This is a genomic window from uncultured Imperialibacter sp. (assembly GCF_963974565.1).
In the GTDB taxonomy this organism is placed as follows: Bacteria; Bacteroidota; Bacteroidia; order Cytophagales; family Cyclobacteriaceae; genus Imperialibacter; species Imperialibacter roseus.
On record NZ_CAXBCJ010000001.1, the window covers coordinates 405,507 to 421,969 of the forward strand.

Here is a 16,463-nt window from a genome sequence, read left to right on the forward strand (position 1 = left end):
CGGTTGGAGTATGACCTTACTTACGCTTGGTAACAGCTTAGAGTTGCCTGACCCTCTACCGTAAACAGGGGGATTTTTAGTCCCCCTGGTGTTAAGATCTAATCACATGGGCGCTACTCGTTCCGCAGTGTGTCCGCCGGGTTCGTCCGGGCAGCTCTCACAGTTTGAGAGCCCACAGCGAGCGCAGCAATGCCAAAAACCACCAGAACACCTCCAAACAGTTCCAGAAAGCCAAAGGTCGCTTTGTAGGCCAGGTCGTTAAACACTATTTGATTGAAAAAATACCAGGTAGCAGGCACTGCGATGGCAGTAGCTACAATAAGGAGTGTTATGAATCCTTTGCCCAGCAGCAACACAAGGTTTCGCTCTGTTGCGCCCAGCACTTTACGGATACTTATTTCTTTCAGCCTGGTTTCTGTCGTAAACACCACCATTCCTAGTAAGCCCAGTGAGGCGATGGAAATGGCCAAAAATGCAAGAAACCCGATAATCTTCACCATGATCAGGTACTCATCGTACGACTTCTGAATCCTGTCGTCGTAAAACTCCGCCTCGAAAGGATGGATGGCGTCCAGTTCATCCCATTTACTTTCAATTTTCTCCATTGTGCCAGGAATGTCGGCCGATGATATCAAAGCATTAATGACGTAGTACTGGTCTGCATGATAACGATAAGCAAATTCCTTTATAGGGGAATCTATTTTACCGTAGTGAAAATCCTTTACCACACCCACTATCTTAACGTCCTTGTCATCCACCTTCAGCGTCTCCCCAATGGCATCCAATGGCTCTCCAATATTGAATCGCTTAAGAAGCTTTTCATTCACGATGATCTGGCTCTCCGCCGAACTATCCGACTGCGGAATGAAATTTCGGCCTGCAATGATCTCCAACCCGTGAATAGGAATGTAGTTTTCGTCAATGCCATTGTAATGTATATTGGTGGAGTCCAGCGGGTCGTTGTATTTGGCCTTAGTGCCCCAATAGCTCCCCACACTTGTGACAAGCGTTGACGCCGACATGGCGGTGATTTCTGGAATTTCAGACAAAGCGGTTCTTACTTTCTCGACATCATTTCCCAGCAAATCGATATTAAGAATATTTTCCGTCTCGTAGCCAAGGTCGAAGTTGACTGCGAAGTCGTATTGCTTGTAGGCCATGGTAGCACCTATAATAAAAGCAAGAGACAGCGTGTACTGAAAAACAATCAGCACCTTACGAAAAGCGATGTTGCCGAATAGTTTCAGGGACGAAACATCCTTTAGTACTTTGTGCACGCTGATCCGTGACAGGAAAAGCGACGGGAAGAACCCTGCAAAAAGACCTGCGATGACTGCCAGCAAGCCAAAATATAAGAATGTCAACGCTGAAGGATGTAGTGTGACCATCTCCCCGATTTCCTCCCCCAGTTCCAAAAACCTCGGCCGGAGAATAAGATAATACAGCACAAAAGCGAAAAGCAGAGACAAGCCAGAGATGACTACCGCCTCCAGGATAAACTGAGTGAAGACATTTCCTGCAGAGGCGCCGACAGTTTTTCGAATACCCACTTCTTTTGACCTCCTGAGCGAGCGGGCAATGGACAAATTGGTATAGTTGAAACAAGCTGAAACGAGCACCACGAAAGAGAGCGCTACGATGATCCAAACAATTTTCAATTCCAAGCTGGGTCCGATCTGGTTGCTTAGATCTTCTCCCGGCACGATAGCAGCCAGAGGTTGTAGCCACATGTTGATAGTCGTGTGCTCGTCAACTTTATTCTCATCTTCACTAATCTGATTCAGACTGGCCTGCAAAGCCTCCATGTCCTGATCAGGTCTGACAACAATGTAAATGTAGTTAGACCACATGTTGTTCCAGCGAGTGAGCCTGGTCGACTCTTCGTTTTCCTTTTCTTTAATTTCATAAGTAGAGTAAGACGCCACTACCGGTGCCCTCAAATGTGAATTTCCAGGCATATCCTCCATCACTCCGGTAACAGTGTAGCTATCCTTGTCGTTGAGCTTGATCAGCTCTCCAACCGGGTCTTTGTCATCGAAAAGCTTTTTTGCCGTGGTCTCATCCAGTACTACGGAATACGGTTCTTTAAGCACGGTGGCTGCATCACCTTGTTTCAGCTTAAAGGAAAACACAGAAAAGAAAGATTCCTGCGCATAAAGCCCCTCTATCGCAATGACTTTACTGTTGTAAGCTGCGTCTCCACGGAAGTTTCTCGTTATCAGCACCATCTCCTCAATACCCGGCACTTCACTTTTGATACGATTGGCTGCCTGAATAGAGGTGGAGGCGAATTTGCTTTCGTCCTCCTCCAGTCGCTGGTATGTGTTACCCACCCGGTAAATGCGATCGTACTTTTCATGGAAAGTGTCGAATGAGTAAATGTCGGTGAGGAAGGCAATCATGAGCAGCCCGACTGACATACTGATGGCCAGTCCCACCACATTGATGGTGCTGAAAAGCTTATTCCTGGCCATGCTACGGACCGAGGTTTTGAAGTAATTGGATAGTAAAATAAACTGATTCATTCCTTTAAATATTTGAGGTTTTTGCACTGTGTATAGTCTGAAGAATTTGAGGACGTCGATGATGTAAATGAGCTTCGCCTTTGCCACCCCCTTTGTCTCCACATTCCTTTCGAAGTACTCCAGCAGGTCTCCCTGTAGGTCTTCATATAGCGAAGGCTTGCAGTACCACTCGAGGAACCGGGTGGCCCAGCGGGGTGGTCTGTCGATATGGGGTGATATGTGGGAACGTTTACTCATTCCGGAGAATTTGGGCGGGATTAGTGCCGGCAGCCTTCATCGTCTGGCTAACTATCATAAGAAAGGCTATCACCAGCACGACAGCCACTCCACCAAAAAGTTCGGTGAACCCGATAGGGGCATGAAAAGCAAATTGGGCCAGCACTACCTGGTCAAAAAACAAATAGGTGACAGGCAGAGCAATGGCCGTTGCAATGCCAAGAAGCCACAAAAAACCACGCCCGAGCAGGTAAATAAGGCTGCCTTCGCCAGCTCCCAGCACTTTTCGAATGCTTATTTCCTTCAGGCGGGTTTCAGTAGCGAATACAACCATGCCAAACAAGCCCATCGAAGCGATGCAAACTGCCAGAAACGCCAGGAACCCAATCACCTTGAGCATCACTGAAAACTGGCTGTAGGCTTGTTCAATCTGTTCATCGTAAAACTTCGCATCCATTGGGTGAACCGGATCTATTTCTTCCCAGGCCAATTCCAGCGAAGCTATTGTCGCCGACAGGTCGGTTGTGTTCACCTTAACATTCAAATATCCACCTGGTTGGGATTCATACCGCAGCACTGTCGGCTCAATAGGATCCTCCAGCGTCTCGTAGTGAAAATCCTTGACCACGCCAATAATAGCAAGCCTCTTGCCTTCGATGGTCAGCACTTCACCCACCGCTTCGGCTACGTTATCCTGAGCGATATTAAAGCGAGCCAACAGCTTTTCATTAACAATGACCTCCGTTTCCGCAGCACTTTGGGCCTTCGCTTCAAAGTTTCTCCCTGCCAGCAGCGTGTGCCGATGCAATGGCAGGTATTGCTCGTTGATTCCGTTTTGCCACACAAAACCGGAATCTTCCTGGTATTTGGCCTGAGTGCCCCAGGTCGAACCAAGCGAGGTGACCATAGCGGATTTCGATATTTGCTCGACTTCCGGCAGCGCTGCCATGCGGGCCTCCACTATTTCAGGCTTATTATTTTGCAACCTGATGTTGACGATATTGCTTGTTGAAAACCCGAGGTCGTACGATAGCATTCCCTTGTATTGGACATACCCGATAACCGTGGTGGTAATAAAAATGAGTGAAAAGACATACTGAACCACAATAAGGCCTCTTCGCAAACCAAGCCTCTTCGACGAAAGGATGGCAGACGCTCCCTTCAATACGGCCAGTGACCGGATTTTTGCAAAGAAAATGGCTGGTAGCAAGCCAGCCACAATTCCCGTAACGATAGCAAATGCCGCAAATGCAAGAACGACATTAAAAGAGAGATCGAGCGATACCAAATTCGATAGAAAGCTATGAAGAGAAAGAAACTGCCTTTTGAGCACCAGAAAAAGGCCGAAAGAAATCACTAAGGCCAGTAGCGAAATCAAAACCGATTCGGTCAGGAATTGGGCCACAACCTGGCCTTTCGAGGCTCCCACCACCTTCCGGATACCTACTTCCTTCGATCGGCGGAGGGCTCTCGCAATAGACAAATTGGTGTAATTAAAACAAGCGGAGATAATTACCACAGCACCAAGTCCGATCAGTATCCAGAGCGCTATGATATTCATGGTTGATCCTGTTTCGTTGGTGTAGTGATGCCCAACAGCGATTTCATCGATTGGCTGGAGGAAAAGATCGATTGTTCTACCTTCCAGCGCCGCATTCTCAGTCTCGCTTATCTTATCAAGCTTTTCTTGTATCGCCGCCAAATCGCTTCCTTCTTTAACGGTCATGTATGTATGGCTCATGTAGATGTTCTCCCAATTGTAGAAGCCGCCATCCATGTCCGGCTCTTCGGCAGCCACCGTAGCAAATGAAGCCAGTGCCTCAAACCTGATATGCGAAAGCTTCGGGATGTCTTCCAACACCCCTGTCACCTGATAACTGGCGGTGTCAAGTTTCACGATTCGCCCCACGACGTCCGTATCATCAAATAGTTTTCTTGCGGTCGTTTCAGTGAGAACGAGGGAATTTACCTCCTTCAGCGCAGTGCCCGGATTCCCTTTCAAAAGCTTGAATGAAAACACATCCATAAATGACTCGTCGGCCCAAAAGCCGCCCACCTGGATCACTTTGTCCGCTACCTGCACGTCTCTGTCAAAGCCCCTCCTCATGATGGTGAGATTTTCTATCTCAGGCACTTCCTCCCGGATATTAACCCCTGCCTTCACAGATGTCGTTGCCAACTCCATCACAGACCCGTTCGAGCGTAGGTCTTTAGCTATAAGCCTGTAGGTTCGATCCTTGTTTTCGTGGAAATTATCATAAGAAAACAGATCCGACACGAACGCAATGATTAACAATCCGACAGACATACTGACTGCCAGCCCCACCACATTGATAGTGGTAAACAACCGGTTGCGGGCCATGCTCCGCACCGACGTTTTGACGTAGTTGCCAAAAATGTAAAACTGATTCATCCTTTTTAAAATTTGAGGTTTTTGTACCGTATAAAGCCTGAAGAATTTGAACACGTCGATGATGTAAATGAGCCTGGCATACGCCACTCCTCTTTTCTCCACATTCCTTTCGAAGTACTCCAGCAGGTCGCCCTGCAAGTCTTCAAAAAGCGAAGGCTTGCAGTACCATTCGAGCAGGCGGCTGGCCCAGGCTGGGGGGTTAGGCGATATGTTTTTCTTATTATTCACTTCTGAGAATATTAGCCGGATTGGTACGGGCGGCTTTCAAAGTTTGGATTCCTATGGCGAGCAGGGCAACCGCCAGAACAAACAATGCCCCTCCCAGAAGCTCAAACCAACCCAGCGGCGCTTTGTAAATGACTTCCCGGAGCACTACATCTTTGAATAAATAGACAGTGCCAGGTATCGCCGACAGTGCCGCCAACAGCAGCAAAATAACAAACCCCTTGCCCAGCAAGTAAACCAGACTCTGCTCACTTGCCCCCAACACTTTTCTGATGCCGATCTCCTTCAAACGGCTTTCTGTCGTGAATACCACCATGCCTAATAAGCCCAGCAAGGCAATCGAAATGGAAAGAATGGCCAGATAACCTACCACCTTCACCATGGTAAGGTACTCCCTGTATACTTTTTCAATGCTCTTATCATAAAACTCCGCCTGGAACGGGTGTATAGGATCCACCTCTTTCCAGGCATCTTCAAGCTCCTCCATTGTACCCAGCACATCACTCCCCTCAATCTTCAGGTTGACAGTGTTGAAAAATCTTGGTACATAGCGAAAGGCATAGGGACCAACTTCGCTTTCGAGGGTACCGTAGTGAAAATCTTTCACCACGCCTACAATGGCTTCTTTTTTTCCATAAAAGTCTACCATCTCTCCTATAGCTTCTTCAGGCGACCCCATCTGAAAGCGTTTCACAAACTGCTCGTTTACAATGACGCTTTGCGATTCTGCGTCCCGGGCCAGATGATGGAAATTTTCTCCAGCCATAAGCTGGTGCCCCAGGAGTGGGATGTAGTTTTCGTCGATCGCATTAAAGGTCAGTGAAACGGAATCGGGAGGAGATCCATATTTTGCCTTCGTAAACCAGGCTGCTTGAGTGCTGGTAATACTGGCCGACTGCGCTACAGCAATTACCCTTGGTATTTGGGAAAACCGTTCAGCAAGGACGGAAGGGCTGTGGCCCTGCAGATCAACATTGATCACATTGTCTGTTTTGTATCCCAGGTCAAAATTGACAGCATATTGAAATTGCTGGTAAGCCAGCGCTGCCAGTGTGATAAAAGCGATAGAAAAGGCATATTGAAAAATAATGAGGAGGCGGCGAATAGTAAGCCCTTTCATTCCAGCTCCTTTTAATGCACCAGCCAGGCCGACTGGTTTTAATTTTGAAAACGAAAGGGCAGGCACAATGCCGGCCAGTACGCCGACGCCCACAGCGAAGACCCCAAAAAGAGCAAACAAAATAGGTGAGGGATTGAGACTGACCAGCCCACTGGCGAACTCATCAAGTTGCAAAAACTGGTGGCGGATCGGCCAAAAAAGGGCAATAGCGAAGCACAATGACACCAAGGAAATCACTATCGACTCAACAACAAACTGACTGGCAATTTGGCTTCTCCCCGCTCCTATAACTTTGCGAACGCCCACTTCTTTGGCCCGGCTGAGAGATCTGGCTATAGACAGGTTGGTATAATTGAAACAGGCAGATACCATGACAACGAGCACAAGTCCGACTAAACTCCAAACATTCTTCGCCTCAAGCACCGGGCCTCGCCAGTTGATGAGATGAGGGCCTGGAATGATGTTGGTAAATGGTTGCGCTGTCGCTTCAATGAAAATATTATCTTCCTTGAAGGCTTCATTTTCTTCGCCGCTGATCCTTGCGAGGTTATTATCGAGAACTGCCCTGTTGTTACTTTCATCCAGCAGCACATACACAAAATCGTTGGCCATCGCCAACCATGAGTCACGTCCTCCTCTTGCTTTCATCACTGGCAGGTAATTATTGTATGAAAGCAGCAAATCAAACTGGATATGAGAGTTGGTTGGTACGTCTTTCACAACACCTGTCACGACACCCTCAATGTTTCCCTCGACATCCTTATAAGGACCGTCGTTATTAATCGCAATGGACTTTCCAATTGGGTCGACCTCTCCAAATAACCTCGTAGCTGACTCCTCAGTAATCACAACAGCATTGGGCTCATCCAAAACGGTATGAGGATTCCCTTTTAAGAGCTCAAAAGAGAACACCTCAAAAAATGCTGGAGACGCCCAAAATCCATGAAGGTCAACGGTCTTATCATTCCATGTGACGTCTCCGCCAAGGTCGGCATGTAATACCACTACCTCTTCTACACCCGGCACCTCTGTTTTTACTCTATTCGATGCCAGCCAGGAAGAAGAAGCGAAATGGGTTACTTCTAAATCGTTGTCTTGCCGTTCGGAAATAATCCGGTAGATCCTGTCTTTTTTTGTATGAAAGTCGTCGACTTGATAGATGTCGTGAAGCAGCGCAATCAGCAGCAACCCAACCGACATGCTGATGGCCAGTCCGGCCACATTGAGCGCAGTGAAGAGCTTGCTTCTGGACATTGTCCGAAGGGAAGCCTTGAAATAGTTGGCGAATAAAATAAACTGATTCATCCCTTTTAAAATTTGAGGTTTCCGAACTGTATAAGGTCTTAAGAATTTGAAGACGTCGATGATGTAAATGAGCCTGGCACGGGCCACTCCTCTTTTCTCCATATTCCTTTCGAAGTATTCCAACAGGTCGCCCTGCAGGTCTTCGAAAAGTGAAGGCTTGCAGTACCATTCGAGCAGGCGGCTGGCCCAGCGAGGCGGTCCGTCGTTACGGGGGACAGGTGACGATATCGGCCTGCGCTTATTCATTTCGAAGGATTTGCGATGGGTTAGTTCGGGCGGCTTTTATCGTTTGTGTACCTATCGCAATGAGCGCCAGCACCAGCACAAAAGCTACTCCTGAGAGAAGCTCTAGTGGGCCCACCGGTGCCTTGTAAATTACATTAGAGAGTACCTTTTTTTCAAAAACCCAGGTGGTGACAGGGACAGCCAACAAGCCGGCAATCAACAGCAGCGTAACAAATCCACGGCTCAGCAAGTACAGCAAGCTGCCTTCGGTTGCGCCCAACACCTTGCGGATGCTGATTTCCTTCATTCTGGATTCTGTGGTAAAAACCACCATCCCCAGCAAACCCAACGAGGCTATTGACAAGGAAATGATGGCCAAAAATCCCACCACTTTCACCATCGTCAGATATTCCTGATAGGCTGCTTCTATATGCTGGTCATAGAATTCTGCCTTTAAACGGTGACTTGGATCAAGCTCATCCCACGTTCTTGAAATTTCGTCCATTGCAGCCAGCAACGCTCCGTCTCTCAACTTCACATGCACTACTTTGTAGTTTTGCGGTGTATAGCGAAACACAAAGGGCTCCACAGGGCTGTCCAACATGCCGTAGTGAAAGTCTTCCACAACACCTAAAACTGACTCTTTTACACCGTTGAAATATACAACCTTACCGATTGCCTCTTCGGGACTTCCAATACCCAATCGTTCGATAAACTTTTCATTGACAATAACTCCGGCTGACTTTACGTCCCCTGCCATGTGGTGAAAGTTGCTTCCGGCCAGTAGCTTGTGGTCAAGGAGGGGTATATAGTTCTCATCAATTGAATTGAAATTGAAGTAGGCGGAATCGCCCAGGTACCTGACCTGCGTATACCAATAATAGCCAGTACTCATGACCGAAAATGATTGGGCAACAGCTTCGACCTCATTGAGTTGGCGAAGTCGTTCAATAACTACGTCCGGGTTATTTTTCTGCAGATCTATGTTCAATACATTTTTTGTATCATAAGCCAAATCGAAGTTGACCGAGTAGTGAAACTGCTTATAGGCAAGAGTGGCCACTGTAATGAACGCCAGGGAAAAAGCATATTGCAAAACGATGAGGGTTCTGCGAAGACCAAGTCCCTTCATCGGCCGGTTCGACAGTCGGCCGCTCATGTGCAGCGACTTAATTTTTGAAAACGAAACGGCAGGTACCACTCCCGCCAAAATGCCTATCGCAATTGCGAAGACACCAAAAAGTAAAAACAAAGCTGGCGACGGACTGAGCGAAACCATGCCACTGGCAAATTCATTCAGCTGCAAAAATTCGTTCCGTATCGGGAAAAATAAAAGGATGGCTAAACAGAGCGATAACAACGAGATCACTATAGCTTCAACAATAAACTGACCGGCTATGTGCGCTTTCCCTGCACCCACCACTTTGCGTATACCTACTTCTTTGGCCCTGGTAAGCGACCTGGCAATGGACAGGTTGGTATAGTTGAAGCAGGCAGACACCATGATCACAACCACCAGGACTATGAGTATGTTGACTGTATTTGCATCCAGCTTAGGCCCCCGCCAGTTGATCAGGTGCGGCCCGGGAACAATGTCGTTGAAAGCCTGAGCACTCGCAATAACAGTGGTGCCGGCGTTTTTAAAGGCCGCATTTTCCTCGCTGCTTATGCGCTCAAGATTGCGATCCAACACTTCCCGGCTGTTGTTCTGGTCGAGCAGCACATAAACGTTGTCGGACATCATTTCCTTCAGCCAGTCCTGCTTGCTGGCATCGGACCCTGGCTTTTCAAGGGTGGCATAAGAAACTAGCAGATTAAACCGCAGGTGAGAATTCTGTGGGACATCCTGTACGATGCCTGTTACGAGATACTCCGATTTATCGGCAACTGCATTCCCTCTGCCTGCATTTTCGAAGAAAATCGTCTTGCCCACTGCCTCGGCATCTCCGAATAGCTTTTTTGCCGTGCTTTCAGTGAGTACCACCGTATTAGGAGCCGCCAAAACTGCGCCTGGATTACCCCGTTTCAGATCAAAAGAGAAAATGTCAAAAAATTCCTCCGAGGCAAAAAAACCGGCAACGCTAATCGCCCGCTCGTCGAGGCTCAGGTCTCCTGTCAGGCCACCGTTGAGCACTACCACTTTTTCCACGCCTGGCACCTCTTGTCTCACTCTTTCTGCTGCCAATACGGAGGCCGTGGCAAAATTACTCACGCCGCCATTGCTGACCTGTCTTTTCGAAATGACTCTGTAAATCCGGTCCTTGTTTGTGTGGAAATCGTCTATTTTTTGAATGTCGTACAGCAAAGCAATCAGTAGCAAGCCTACCGACATGCTAATGGCCAGCCCCACAACGTTGATGGTAGTGAAGAGCTTGCTTCGGGCCATGCTCCGCACCGATGTTTTGAAATAATTGGATAGTAGGATAAACTGATTCATTCCCTTAAATATTTGAGGTTTTTGAACTGTGTAGGTTCTGAAAAATTTAAGTACATCGACGATGTAGATGAGTTTGGCCCGCAACATTCCTTTTTTCTCCACATTCCTTTCGAAGTACTCAAACAGATCACCCTGGAGGTCTTCGTAAAGCGAAGGCTTGCAGTACCATTCCAGCAGCTTTGAGGCCCAGCGGGGAGGCAGAATATTTTTCATTAAATCCCTTTAAATACAACGTCTGGGATCATGCTCCAAAGCTGGTCACGTTGCTCCCTGGCTTTAAGCAAAGTAGCCTTGCCGCCACTGGTAATTGTGTAGAAGCGTTTTCTTCTGCCACCACGAACGTTGGTAGCTTCGCCCAAGCCGCTCTTTACATAGCCCTTTTCTTCCAACCTGTTGAGCACGGCGTGCACCACGCCAAGTTTCACTTCTCTACCAGTATGCTTTGTGAGCTCATCGCACACTGCCACACTATAAGCCTCCTCCATCAGGGCCGCTATCGTGAGCAAAACGAGTTCTTCAAATTCTCCTAAGTTGGTACCCTTCATCTGTCAATATTTCATTTGTTCATTAAATGTATGTAAAATGATTTTAATATATTCATTGTTTGTATGTAAAATATTGAATGGCTGGTCATTCCCTTGTTTGTATTTATGTTTTATATTTGTATAATAGAAATATAAAAGATAGTTAAGATGGCAACATTCACCAGTACACTTCCAGATGAACTGTTAAAAATACTAGCGGAAAAGGCCAAAGCACTGTCACAGCCGAAGAACCGACTGATTGAGAATGCACTTAGGTTGTACCTCGAACATCTTGAAAAAGCAGAATACATCAAGTCGTACAAACAGGCAGCAACAGACGATGAGATACTCTCTATTGCCGAAGAAGGAATGGCTGACTACTTAAGAGAACTGGAGAAATGAGACAAGGTGAAATCTGGAATGCCAATCTGGATCCCGTGAAAGGGAGTGAACAGGCAGGCTACCGTCCGGTAGTAATAATAAGCGGTAATCTACTAAATACTCATCTTCCAATCGCTATTGTGATTCCCCTCACCTCAAAAGTCAAAAGCTACAAAGGAAACCCGATATTAGTACCCGATGACAAAAATGGATTAAAGTCGATCTCAGAAATGCTGATCTTTCATATCAGATCGATTTCAAAAGACCGACTTATTGAAAAACTCGGAGAGATTGATCAATCTACTGTTCAGGAATCAGTTAAAACTCTCAACGATATTTTGAAGTACTGACCATTACATTCCTTTTTTCTTGACTGGGTTGGGTTGTTTGGGCGATTTGAAAATCCCGGCATTCAGTTCATATCCAACAGACCCAGGTGTAAGGTGCAGGTAGTTGATTGGATAGGCTGGCTCCTTCCGGATAACAAGTTCCACCTTCCCCTTTTTCACCACATTGGTTTCCACGAAATTTTTATTGTTGGTTGTTTCTACCAGCCCATTGCTGCCGTAGTAGCCCATATAGTGTTGGTTATCTACCATGACACAATCGGTGAACTTATAAGCCGGGCTGGAGTCACCGGGCCGAACCCAAACATAATTGCCGCCTGCAATTACATTGTTTTTAAAAGTAAAATTTTCAACAGGCCCCATCCATACTGCACTTTCATTGGCCCCGTAAATGATACTATTCGTCACTGAGAAGTCTTCAACCGAACGGAAAAGCAGAATGGCATTGCGACAGTTGTAGAACACACAGTGATCGACCTGCGTTTTCGGTCCCTGGGCCCAAATAGCGCCCTGAATCTGCGAGCTGTGCACTTCAGATACAAAATAACATTGTGACACTTCCATATCACCTAAAGACTCATCCTCTTTTGAAATGGGGTAATAGTAAGTCACATCAGGGTGGGCGCTTCCCAGAAACTTCAAGCCACGAATGGTGACATGGCTTGTTGCCACCAGCAGACCTGTGGAATGAACAAACTGCGTCTTTGAATTATTGCCGGATATTGACTGTATCGCCGGCATTTTTGTCGGGAGCCAGTCTTCGTCGTCAGGCAGCACCACCGCTTCTACCGTGAACCGTGTGGTGTCGTTGAGCATCCGCAAGGGGTGGATGGCCACCTTATCCTTAAGGGAGTACAAACCTGGAAAAAGCTTGATAGTGATGGAGCCACTGCCTGTAAGTTCATTAGCTACCGCCACTGCCTTTTCGAGTGTGGCATATGGTGTGCCTTCTGAGCCGTCAGCCATGTCACTGCCGCTATCAGGATTGACATAAATGGTCTGAGCCACAGAGCCGCTCACTTTTAATAACAGGAACAGAGAAAGGGTAAAGAGTAATTTTTTCATCGCTTTTGATTTTCGTGTTTTTTGCGATGCAAGTAGTAGTTGCGATATCCCTTTCGCCATTCAAGTGCTGTTCAAGTTTCTGCAAGAGCGTTACAATACTGTTCAAAGCTGCTCAAGCCAGACCCATGCCTTTACGAAAAAAAGCCCTGAGAAAACTCAAGGCTTATGTTTACAACAGAAATATTATTGATTAATGAAATGTTCTCTTCAGGAAATTTCCTTTACTTTTCTTTCAAGAGCGGAGAGTCTTTCCTCCAAATCGTAGTAGTTAGACTCAATGAATTCGTAAAACTCATAGTTGCGTTTATTCAAATCTTCAAAGCCCTGTTGCAAAAACTTGATGCTGGCATCTATTTGATTTTTGTGCCGTTCGAGTTCCCTTTTGAATTCACTACGATCCATAATGACTTTATTTATGAGTAAAGTACGTTAATTATCACTTATTCGAAAACAAACTGTCTGATGGCCAAAAAATATCTTCCTTTCCTGATAATCAACCTGAGACATTTCAGCACAAAAAAAGCCCCAGAATTTCCGGAGCCTTTTCCTTACCCATTTATTAGTTTATCATTCATGCTATTCTGACCTCAGACTCTTGATAGGGTTCATTCTTGATGCCTTGATCGACTCAAAGCTGATAGTTAGCACCGCAATACCCAATGCCATCAGTCCAGAAATGGCGAAGACTTCCCAGGTGATATCGGTGCGGTAGGTGTAGTCGTCCAGCCAGCTTTTCATCAGGTACCAGCCCAGCGGCATGGCCAGCAAAAGAGAGATTAGGACTAGCTTGATGAAATTGAGTGTAAGCAGGTTAAAGATGACCCGGCCAGAGGCTCCCAGCACAATGCGTATGCTGATCTCTTTGCCTCGCTGCTCTACCATGTAGGCCGACAGGGCAAAGAGCCCGAGACAGGCAACAATGATGGCGAGCACAGCAAAAGTGGTAAAGACCCGGCCCATTGTTTGCACGTCTTCGTACATCCTGGCGTAGCTTTCGTCGAGAAACGAATACCTCATGGGTTGGTTGGGAGCAAAGTCGTCCCAAACTTCTTTGATCGAAGCAAGGACTTCCTTCATTTCTGGCGAGCTGACTTTCACCGAAACAACATCGCCCCATTCTCCATATACCATTGTAAGGGGTTCGATTTTCCCCTTTAGTGATTCGAAGTGAAAATCTTCCACCACACCAATGATAGTATAAGGCTTCCAGTTTTGTATTCTCTCTCCTACTGGGTTTTCAAAACCAAACTCTTTCACAAAAGCCTGGTTGACAATAATTGAAGAGGAGTCGGAGGCCATGCCCTGCACAAAGTTTCTACCATCCACCAGGTGCATTCCGAGGGTGCCTATATAGTCACTGTCCACATACCATCGCTGTGCACCAACGGCTTTGTCTTCTTTGGACTTGCCTTCTCTCCAAAAAGGGTTACCATCACGTTTGGTGCCAGAGATAGGAAGGTAGCCGCTTATTGCTGCATTTTGAACGCCCGAAAGGGTGGCCAATTCGGCCTTCAGTGTTTTTATCTTGTCGCCAAGTGTGTTTGCACCCTGAATCAACACAACCTGCTCTTTGTTGAAGCCAATCTTTTTGTTGAGGATATACTGCATTTGGCGGTAAATAATGAAGGTGCCTATGATCAACACAACGGATGTCGTGAACTGAAATATCACCATCACACTTCGCATTCTTGAGCTTTTGCTTCCTCTGCTTAGGCTGCCCTTCAAAACGTCTATCGGTTTGAACCCTGACAGGTAAAAGGCAGGATAAAGGCCGGCAAGTACACCAACAAGCGTTGCCGCCCCTCCGAGGGTTGGGATAAACCACCACTCAAGCCAGGGCATTTTCAGTGATTTATCAGCCAGCTCATTAAAGAATGGCATACTTATCCAGGCCAGCAAAATGCCTACCACAAACGACACCACACTATAGAGAACCGACTCAGTAAGAAACTGCCTAACAAGGTGAGCTCTCACTGATCCTACTACCTTTCTCATTCCCACTTCCTTGGCTCGGTTAGCCGATTTGGCGGTGGAAAGATTGATGAAGTTGATGCACGCCAGCAGAAGAACAAAAAATGCGACACCTCCAAAAAGCCAAACAAACCGAATATCGCCTTGCTCCACCATGGCATGTATACCGTCGGAGTAGAGATAAATATCGGCCACTGGTTGTAGCTTGAAGAAGTGATTTTTGCGCACCTCGTCTACTGACTGATTCCCTTCTTTTTCAAGGTGACCTACATAGTGTGTGTCCCGAACAGATAGCAGCTTGGCTTCCAGCTCTTTTGGATCAGTGCCAGGCTGCAGTTCAAAGTAAATATTGTAGTTCCAGCAGCACCAGCTTGTTTGTTCTCCACCCCAAAATTCGACGCCAGTTAACGTGATGAGAAAATCAAACTGAAGGTGGGTGTTGTCAGGAAAGTCCTGCATAACCCCACCAATCTTGTAGGGCTTGTTTTGGTCATCGTTTAAGAAAACTACTTTTCCCACCGGGTCGTCGTTAGGGAAGTATTTATCAGCAACCGTTTTGGAGATCACTATCGAATACGGGTCAGCCAACGCATTTTCTGTTTGGCCATACACCATCGGTACTTGAAGAATGTCAAGCAGAGCCTGATCGGCGTATACGAAACCTTCCTCGTAGGTGTTTTGTCGCTGGTCTTCAGTCCGAAACAAGTTGCTGCCCGCATTGAACCAACCAGCGTATGGAATCAACCTCCCTGATTTTTCAACTTCCGGAAATTCTGCTTTGAAGATACCTGCAGTAGGGGCTGGAAAAGACGTCCATTTATTGGTTTCTCCATCTTGTTTAAATTCATTGTACACCCTATAGATGTTTCCGCCATCTTTATAGAACTTGTCGTAGCTAAGCTCCTGCTTTATAAACAGCGTGATGAGAATGCAAGCGGCAATACCGAGCGCAAATCCTCCGATTTTAATCGAAGTGAACATTTTTTGCCTGGCCATACTTCTCCAGGCGACTTTCAGGTAACTTTTGAACATGGCTGCGTTATTTGAGTTTTGTGACTTCTTTGTTTTTTTCAAGGCAAATGGCTGGAGAAACTGAACAACATTCCAAACGAACAGCCAATCGGCTTTCCGCTTGCCTACCTTGATGAACCGCCGGTCGTAGAGCTCCAGCATATCGCCCAAAACCGCATCGCACAGGTGGTCGTTGCAGAACCTGCGAAAGAGGCGGATGGCCCATTTGGGCGGCCCTGCATTCTGGGGCATCGGGGACTTCATAGGTTGTTTCCTTCCCAAACCACTTTTGGCACCTGATTCCACATAGCGTTGCGCAGTTCTTTGGATTGCTCCAATACTTTAGCACCGGCATGGGTCAGCTCGTAAAGCCTTTTTTCCCTGCCACCACGGCTTTCAGTAGCTCCGCCCATTTTCGACTTCAGGTAGCCTTTGTCTTCCAGCCTCACTAAAGCCTTGTGCGCCGAGCTGATCATGACATTGCGGCCTGTTTGCTTTTCGAGCTCATCTACAATGGCCAAACCGTAGGCATCGTCGTACAGAATACCGACCGTCAGCAACACAAGCTCTTCGAATTCACCCAGGTATGTTCCCTTCATGCGTTTATTTGTTTCACCTTTGCCTAAAGTACCTGCATGGAACTAAAAGGTTTCAGGCATTATGAAATTTATTTCCCGATAATTGATAAAAGTGCTGTC

At 46.8% G+C, this 16,463-nt stretch carries 11 protein-coding genes; 2 read left to right on the forward strand and 9 right to left on the reverse strand.

Features of this window, described 5'->3' with window-relative positions; genetic code table 11:
- Positions 1 to 113: 113 nt before the first annotated feature.
- Genes AAC052_RS01840 through AAC052_RS01860 form a run of 5 tightly spaced genes read right to left on the reverse strand, consistent with a single transcriptional unit; the run spans position 114 to position 11,011 of the window.
- The gene (locus AAC052_RS01840) at positions 114 to 2,762 is read right to left on the reverse strand and encodes an ABC transporter permease (RefSeq protein ID WP_339810475.1); all 2,649 of its coding nucleotides are present in this window, start codon (positions 2,760 to 2,762) and stop codon (positions 114 to 116) included.
- Complete coding sequence (locus tag AAC052_RS01845) at positions 2,755 to 5,382, reverse strand: ABC transporter permease (protein ID WP_339810477.1); 2,628 nt, start codon at positions 5,380 to 5,382, stop codon at positions 2,755 to 2,757. The genes AAC052_RS01840 and AAC052_RS01845 overlap by 8 nt, the downstream gene beginning before the upstream one ends.
- A complete protein-coding gene (locus AAC052_RS01850) occupies positions 5,375 to 8,050 on the reverse strand; it encodes an ABC transporter permease (RefSeq protein ID WP_339810479.1) in 2,676 nt (891 codons plus the stop codon). The genes AAC052_RS01845 and AAC052_RS01850 overlap by 8 nt, the downstream gene beginning before the upstream one ends.
- The gene (locus tag AAC052_RS01855) at positions 8,043 to 10,679 is read right to left on the reverse strand and encodes an ABC transporter permease (RefSeq protein ID WP_339810483.1); all 2,637 of its coding nucleotides are present in this window, start codon (positions 10,677 to 10,679) and stop codon (positions 8,043 to 8,045) included. Before AAC052_RS01855 ends, AAC052_RS01850 begins: the two co-directional genes overlap by 8 nt.
- Complete coding sequence (locus tag AAC052_RS01860) at positions 10,679 to 11,011, reverse strand: PadR family transcriptional regulator (protein ID WP_151998862.1); 333 nt, start codon at positions 11,009 to 11,011, stop codon at positions 10,679 to 10,681. Before AAC052_RS01860 ends, AAC052_RS01855 begins: the two co-directional genes overlap by 1 nt.
- Positions 11,012 to 11,158: 147 nt before the next feature.
- On the opposite strand from AAC052_RS01860, the gene AAC052_RS01865 reads away from it, so the two are divergent.
- Positions 11,159 to 11,392 (forward strand): ribbon-helix-helix protein, CopG family, encoded by a 234-nt coding sequence (locus AAC052_RS01865; RefSeq protein WP_317490230.1) that lies wholly within the window; start codon positions 11,159 to 11,161, stop codon positions 11,390 to 11,392.
- The gene (locus AAC052_RS01870; RefSeq protein ID WP_339810489.1) at positions 11,389 to 11,721 is read left to right on the forward strand and encodes a type II toxin-antitoxin system PemK/MazF family toxin; all 333 of its coding nucleotides are present in this window, start codon (positions 11,389 to 11,391) and stop codon (positions 11,719 to 11,721) included. The genes AAC052_RS01865 and AAC052_RS01870 overlap by 4 nt, the downstream gene beginning before the upstream one ends.
- A 3-nt stretch (positions 11,722 to 11,724) precedes the next feature.
- On the opposite strand, the gene AAC052_RS01875 is transcribed toward AAC052_RS01870, so the two are convergent.
- From AAC052_RS01875 to AAC052_RS01890, 4 genes are all read right to left on the reverse strand, one after another.
- On the reverse strand, positions 11,725 to 12,783 hold the full coding sequence (locus AAC052_RS01875; RefSeq protein ID WP_339810492.1) for a right-handed parallel beta-helix repeat-containing protein: 1,059 nt from the start codon (positions 12,781 to 12,783) through the stop codon (positions 11,725 to 11,727).
- Positions 12,784 to 12,990: 207 nt separating this feature from the next.
- Positions 12,991 to 13,185 (reverse strand): hypothetical protein, encoded by a 195-nt coding sequence (locus tag AAC052_RS01880; RefSeq protein WP_339793137.1) that lies wholly within the window; start codon positions 13,183 to 13,185, stop codon positions 12,991 to 12,993.
- 174 nt (positions 13,186 to 13,359) lie between these two features.
- The gene (locus AAC052_RS01885; protein ID WP_339810494.1) at positions 13,360 to 16,029 is read right to left on the reverse strand and encodes an ABC transporter permease; all 2,670 of its coding nucleotides are present in this window, start codon (positions 16,027 to 16,029) and stop codon (positions 13,360 to 13,362) included.
- Positions 16,026 to 16,364, reverse strand: coding sequence for a PadR family transcriptional regulator (locus tag AAC052_RS01890; RefSeq protein ID WP_339810496.1), 339 nt, complete (start codon positions 16,362 to 16,364; stop codon positions 16,026 to 16,028). Before AAC052_RS01890 ends, AAC052_RS01885 begins: the two co-directional genes overlap by 4 nt.
- Positions 16,365 to 16,463: the final 99 nt, after the last annotated feature.

Coding starts and splice junctions, on each gene's coding strand:
- AAC052_RS01850 (WP_339810479.1), bottom strand. CDS start 8,050: ATGAATAAGCGCAGGCCGATATCGTCACCTGTCCCCCGTAACGACGGA.
- AAC052_RS01865 (WP_317490230.1), top strand. CDS start 11,159: ATGGCAACATTCACCAGTACACTTCCAGATGAACTGTTAAAAATACTA.
- AAC052_RS01870 (WP_339810489.1), top strand. CDS start 11,389: ATGAGACAAGGTGAAATCTGGAATGCCAATCTGGATCCCGTGAAAGGG.
- AAC052_RS01885 (WP_339810494.1), bottom strand. CDS start 16,029: ATGAAGTCCCCGATGCCCCAGAATGCAGGGCCGCCCAAATGGGCCATC.
- AAC052_RS01890 (WP_339810496.1), bottom strand. CDS start 16,364: ATGAAGGGAACATACCTGGGTGAATTCGAAGAGCTTGTGTTGCTGACG.
- AAC052_RS01860 (WP_151998862.1), bottom strand. CDS start 11,011: ATGAAGGGTACCAACTTAGGAGAATTTGAAGAACTCGTTTTGCTCACG.
- AAC052_RS01855 (WP_339810483.1), bottom strand. CDS start 10,679: ATGAAAAATATTCTGCCTCCCCGCTGGGCCTCAAAGCTGCTGGAATGG.
- AAC052_RS01875 (WP_339810492.1), bottom strand. CDS start 12,783: ATGAAAAAATTACTCTTTACCCTTTCTCTGTTCCTGTTATTAAAAGTG.
- AAC052_RS01880 (WP_339793137.1), bottom strand. CDS start 13,185: ATGGATCGTAGTGAATTCAAAAGGGAACTCGAACGGCACAAAAATCAA.
- AAC052_RS01840 (WP_339810475.1), bottom strand. CDS start 2,762: ATGAGTAAACGTTCCCACATATCACCCCATATCGACAGACCACCCCGC.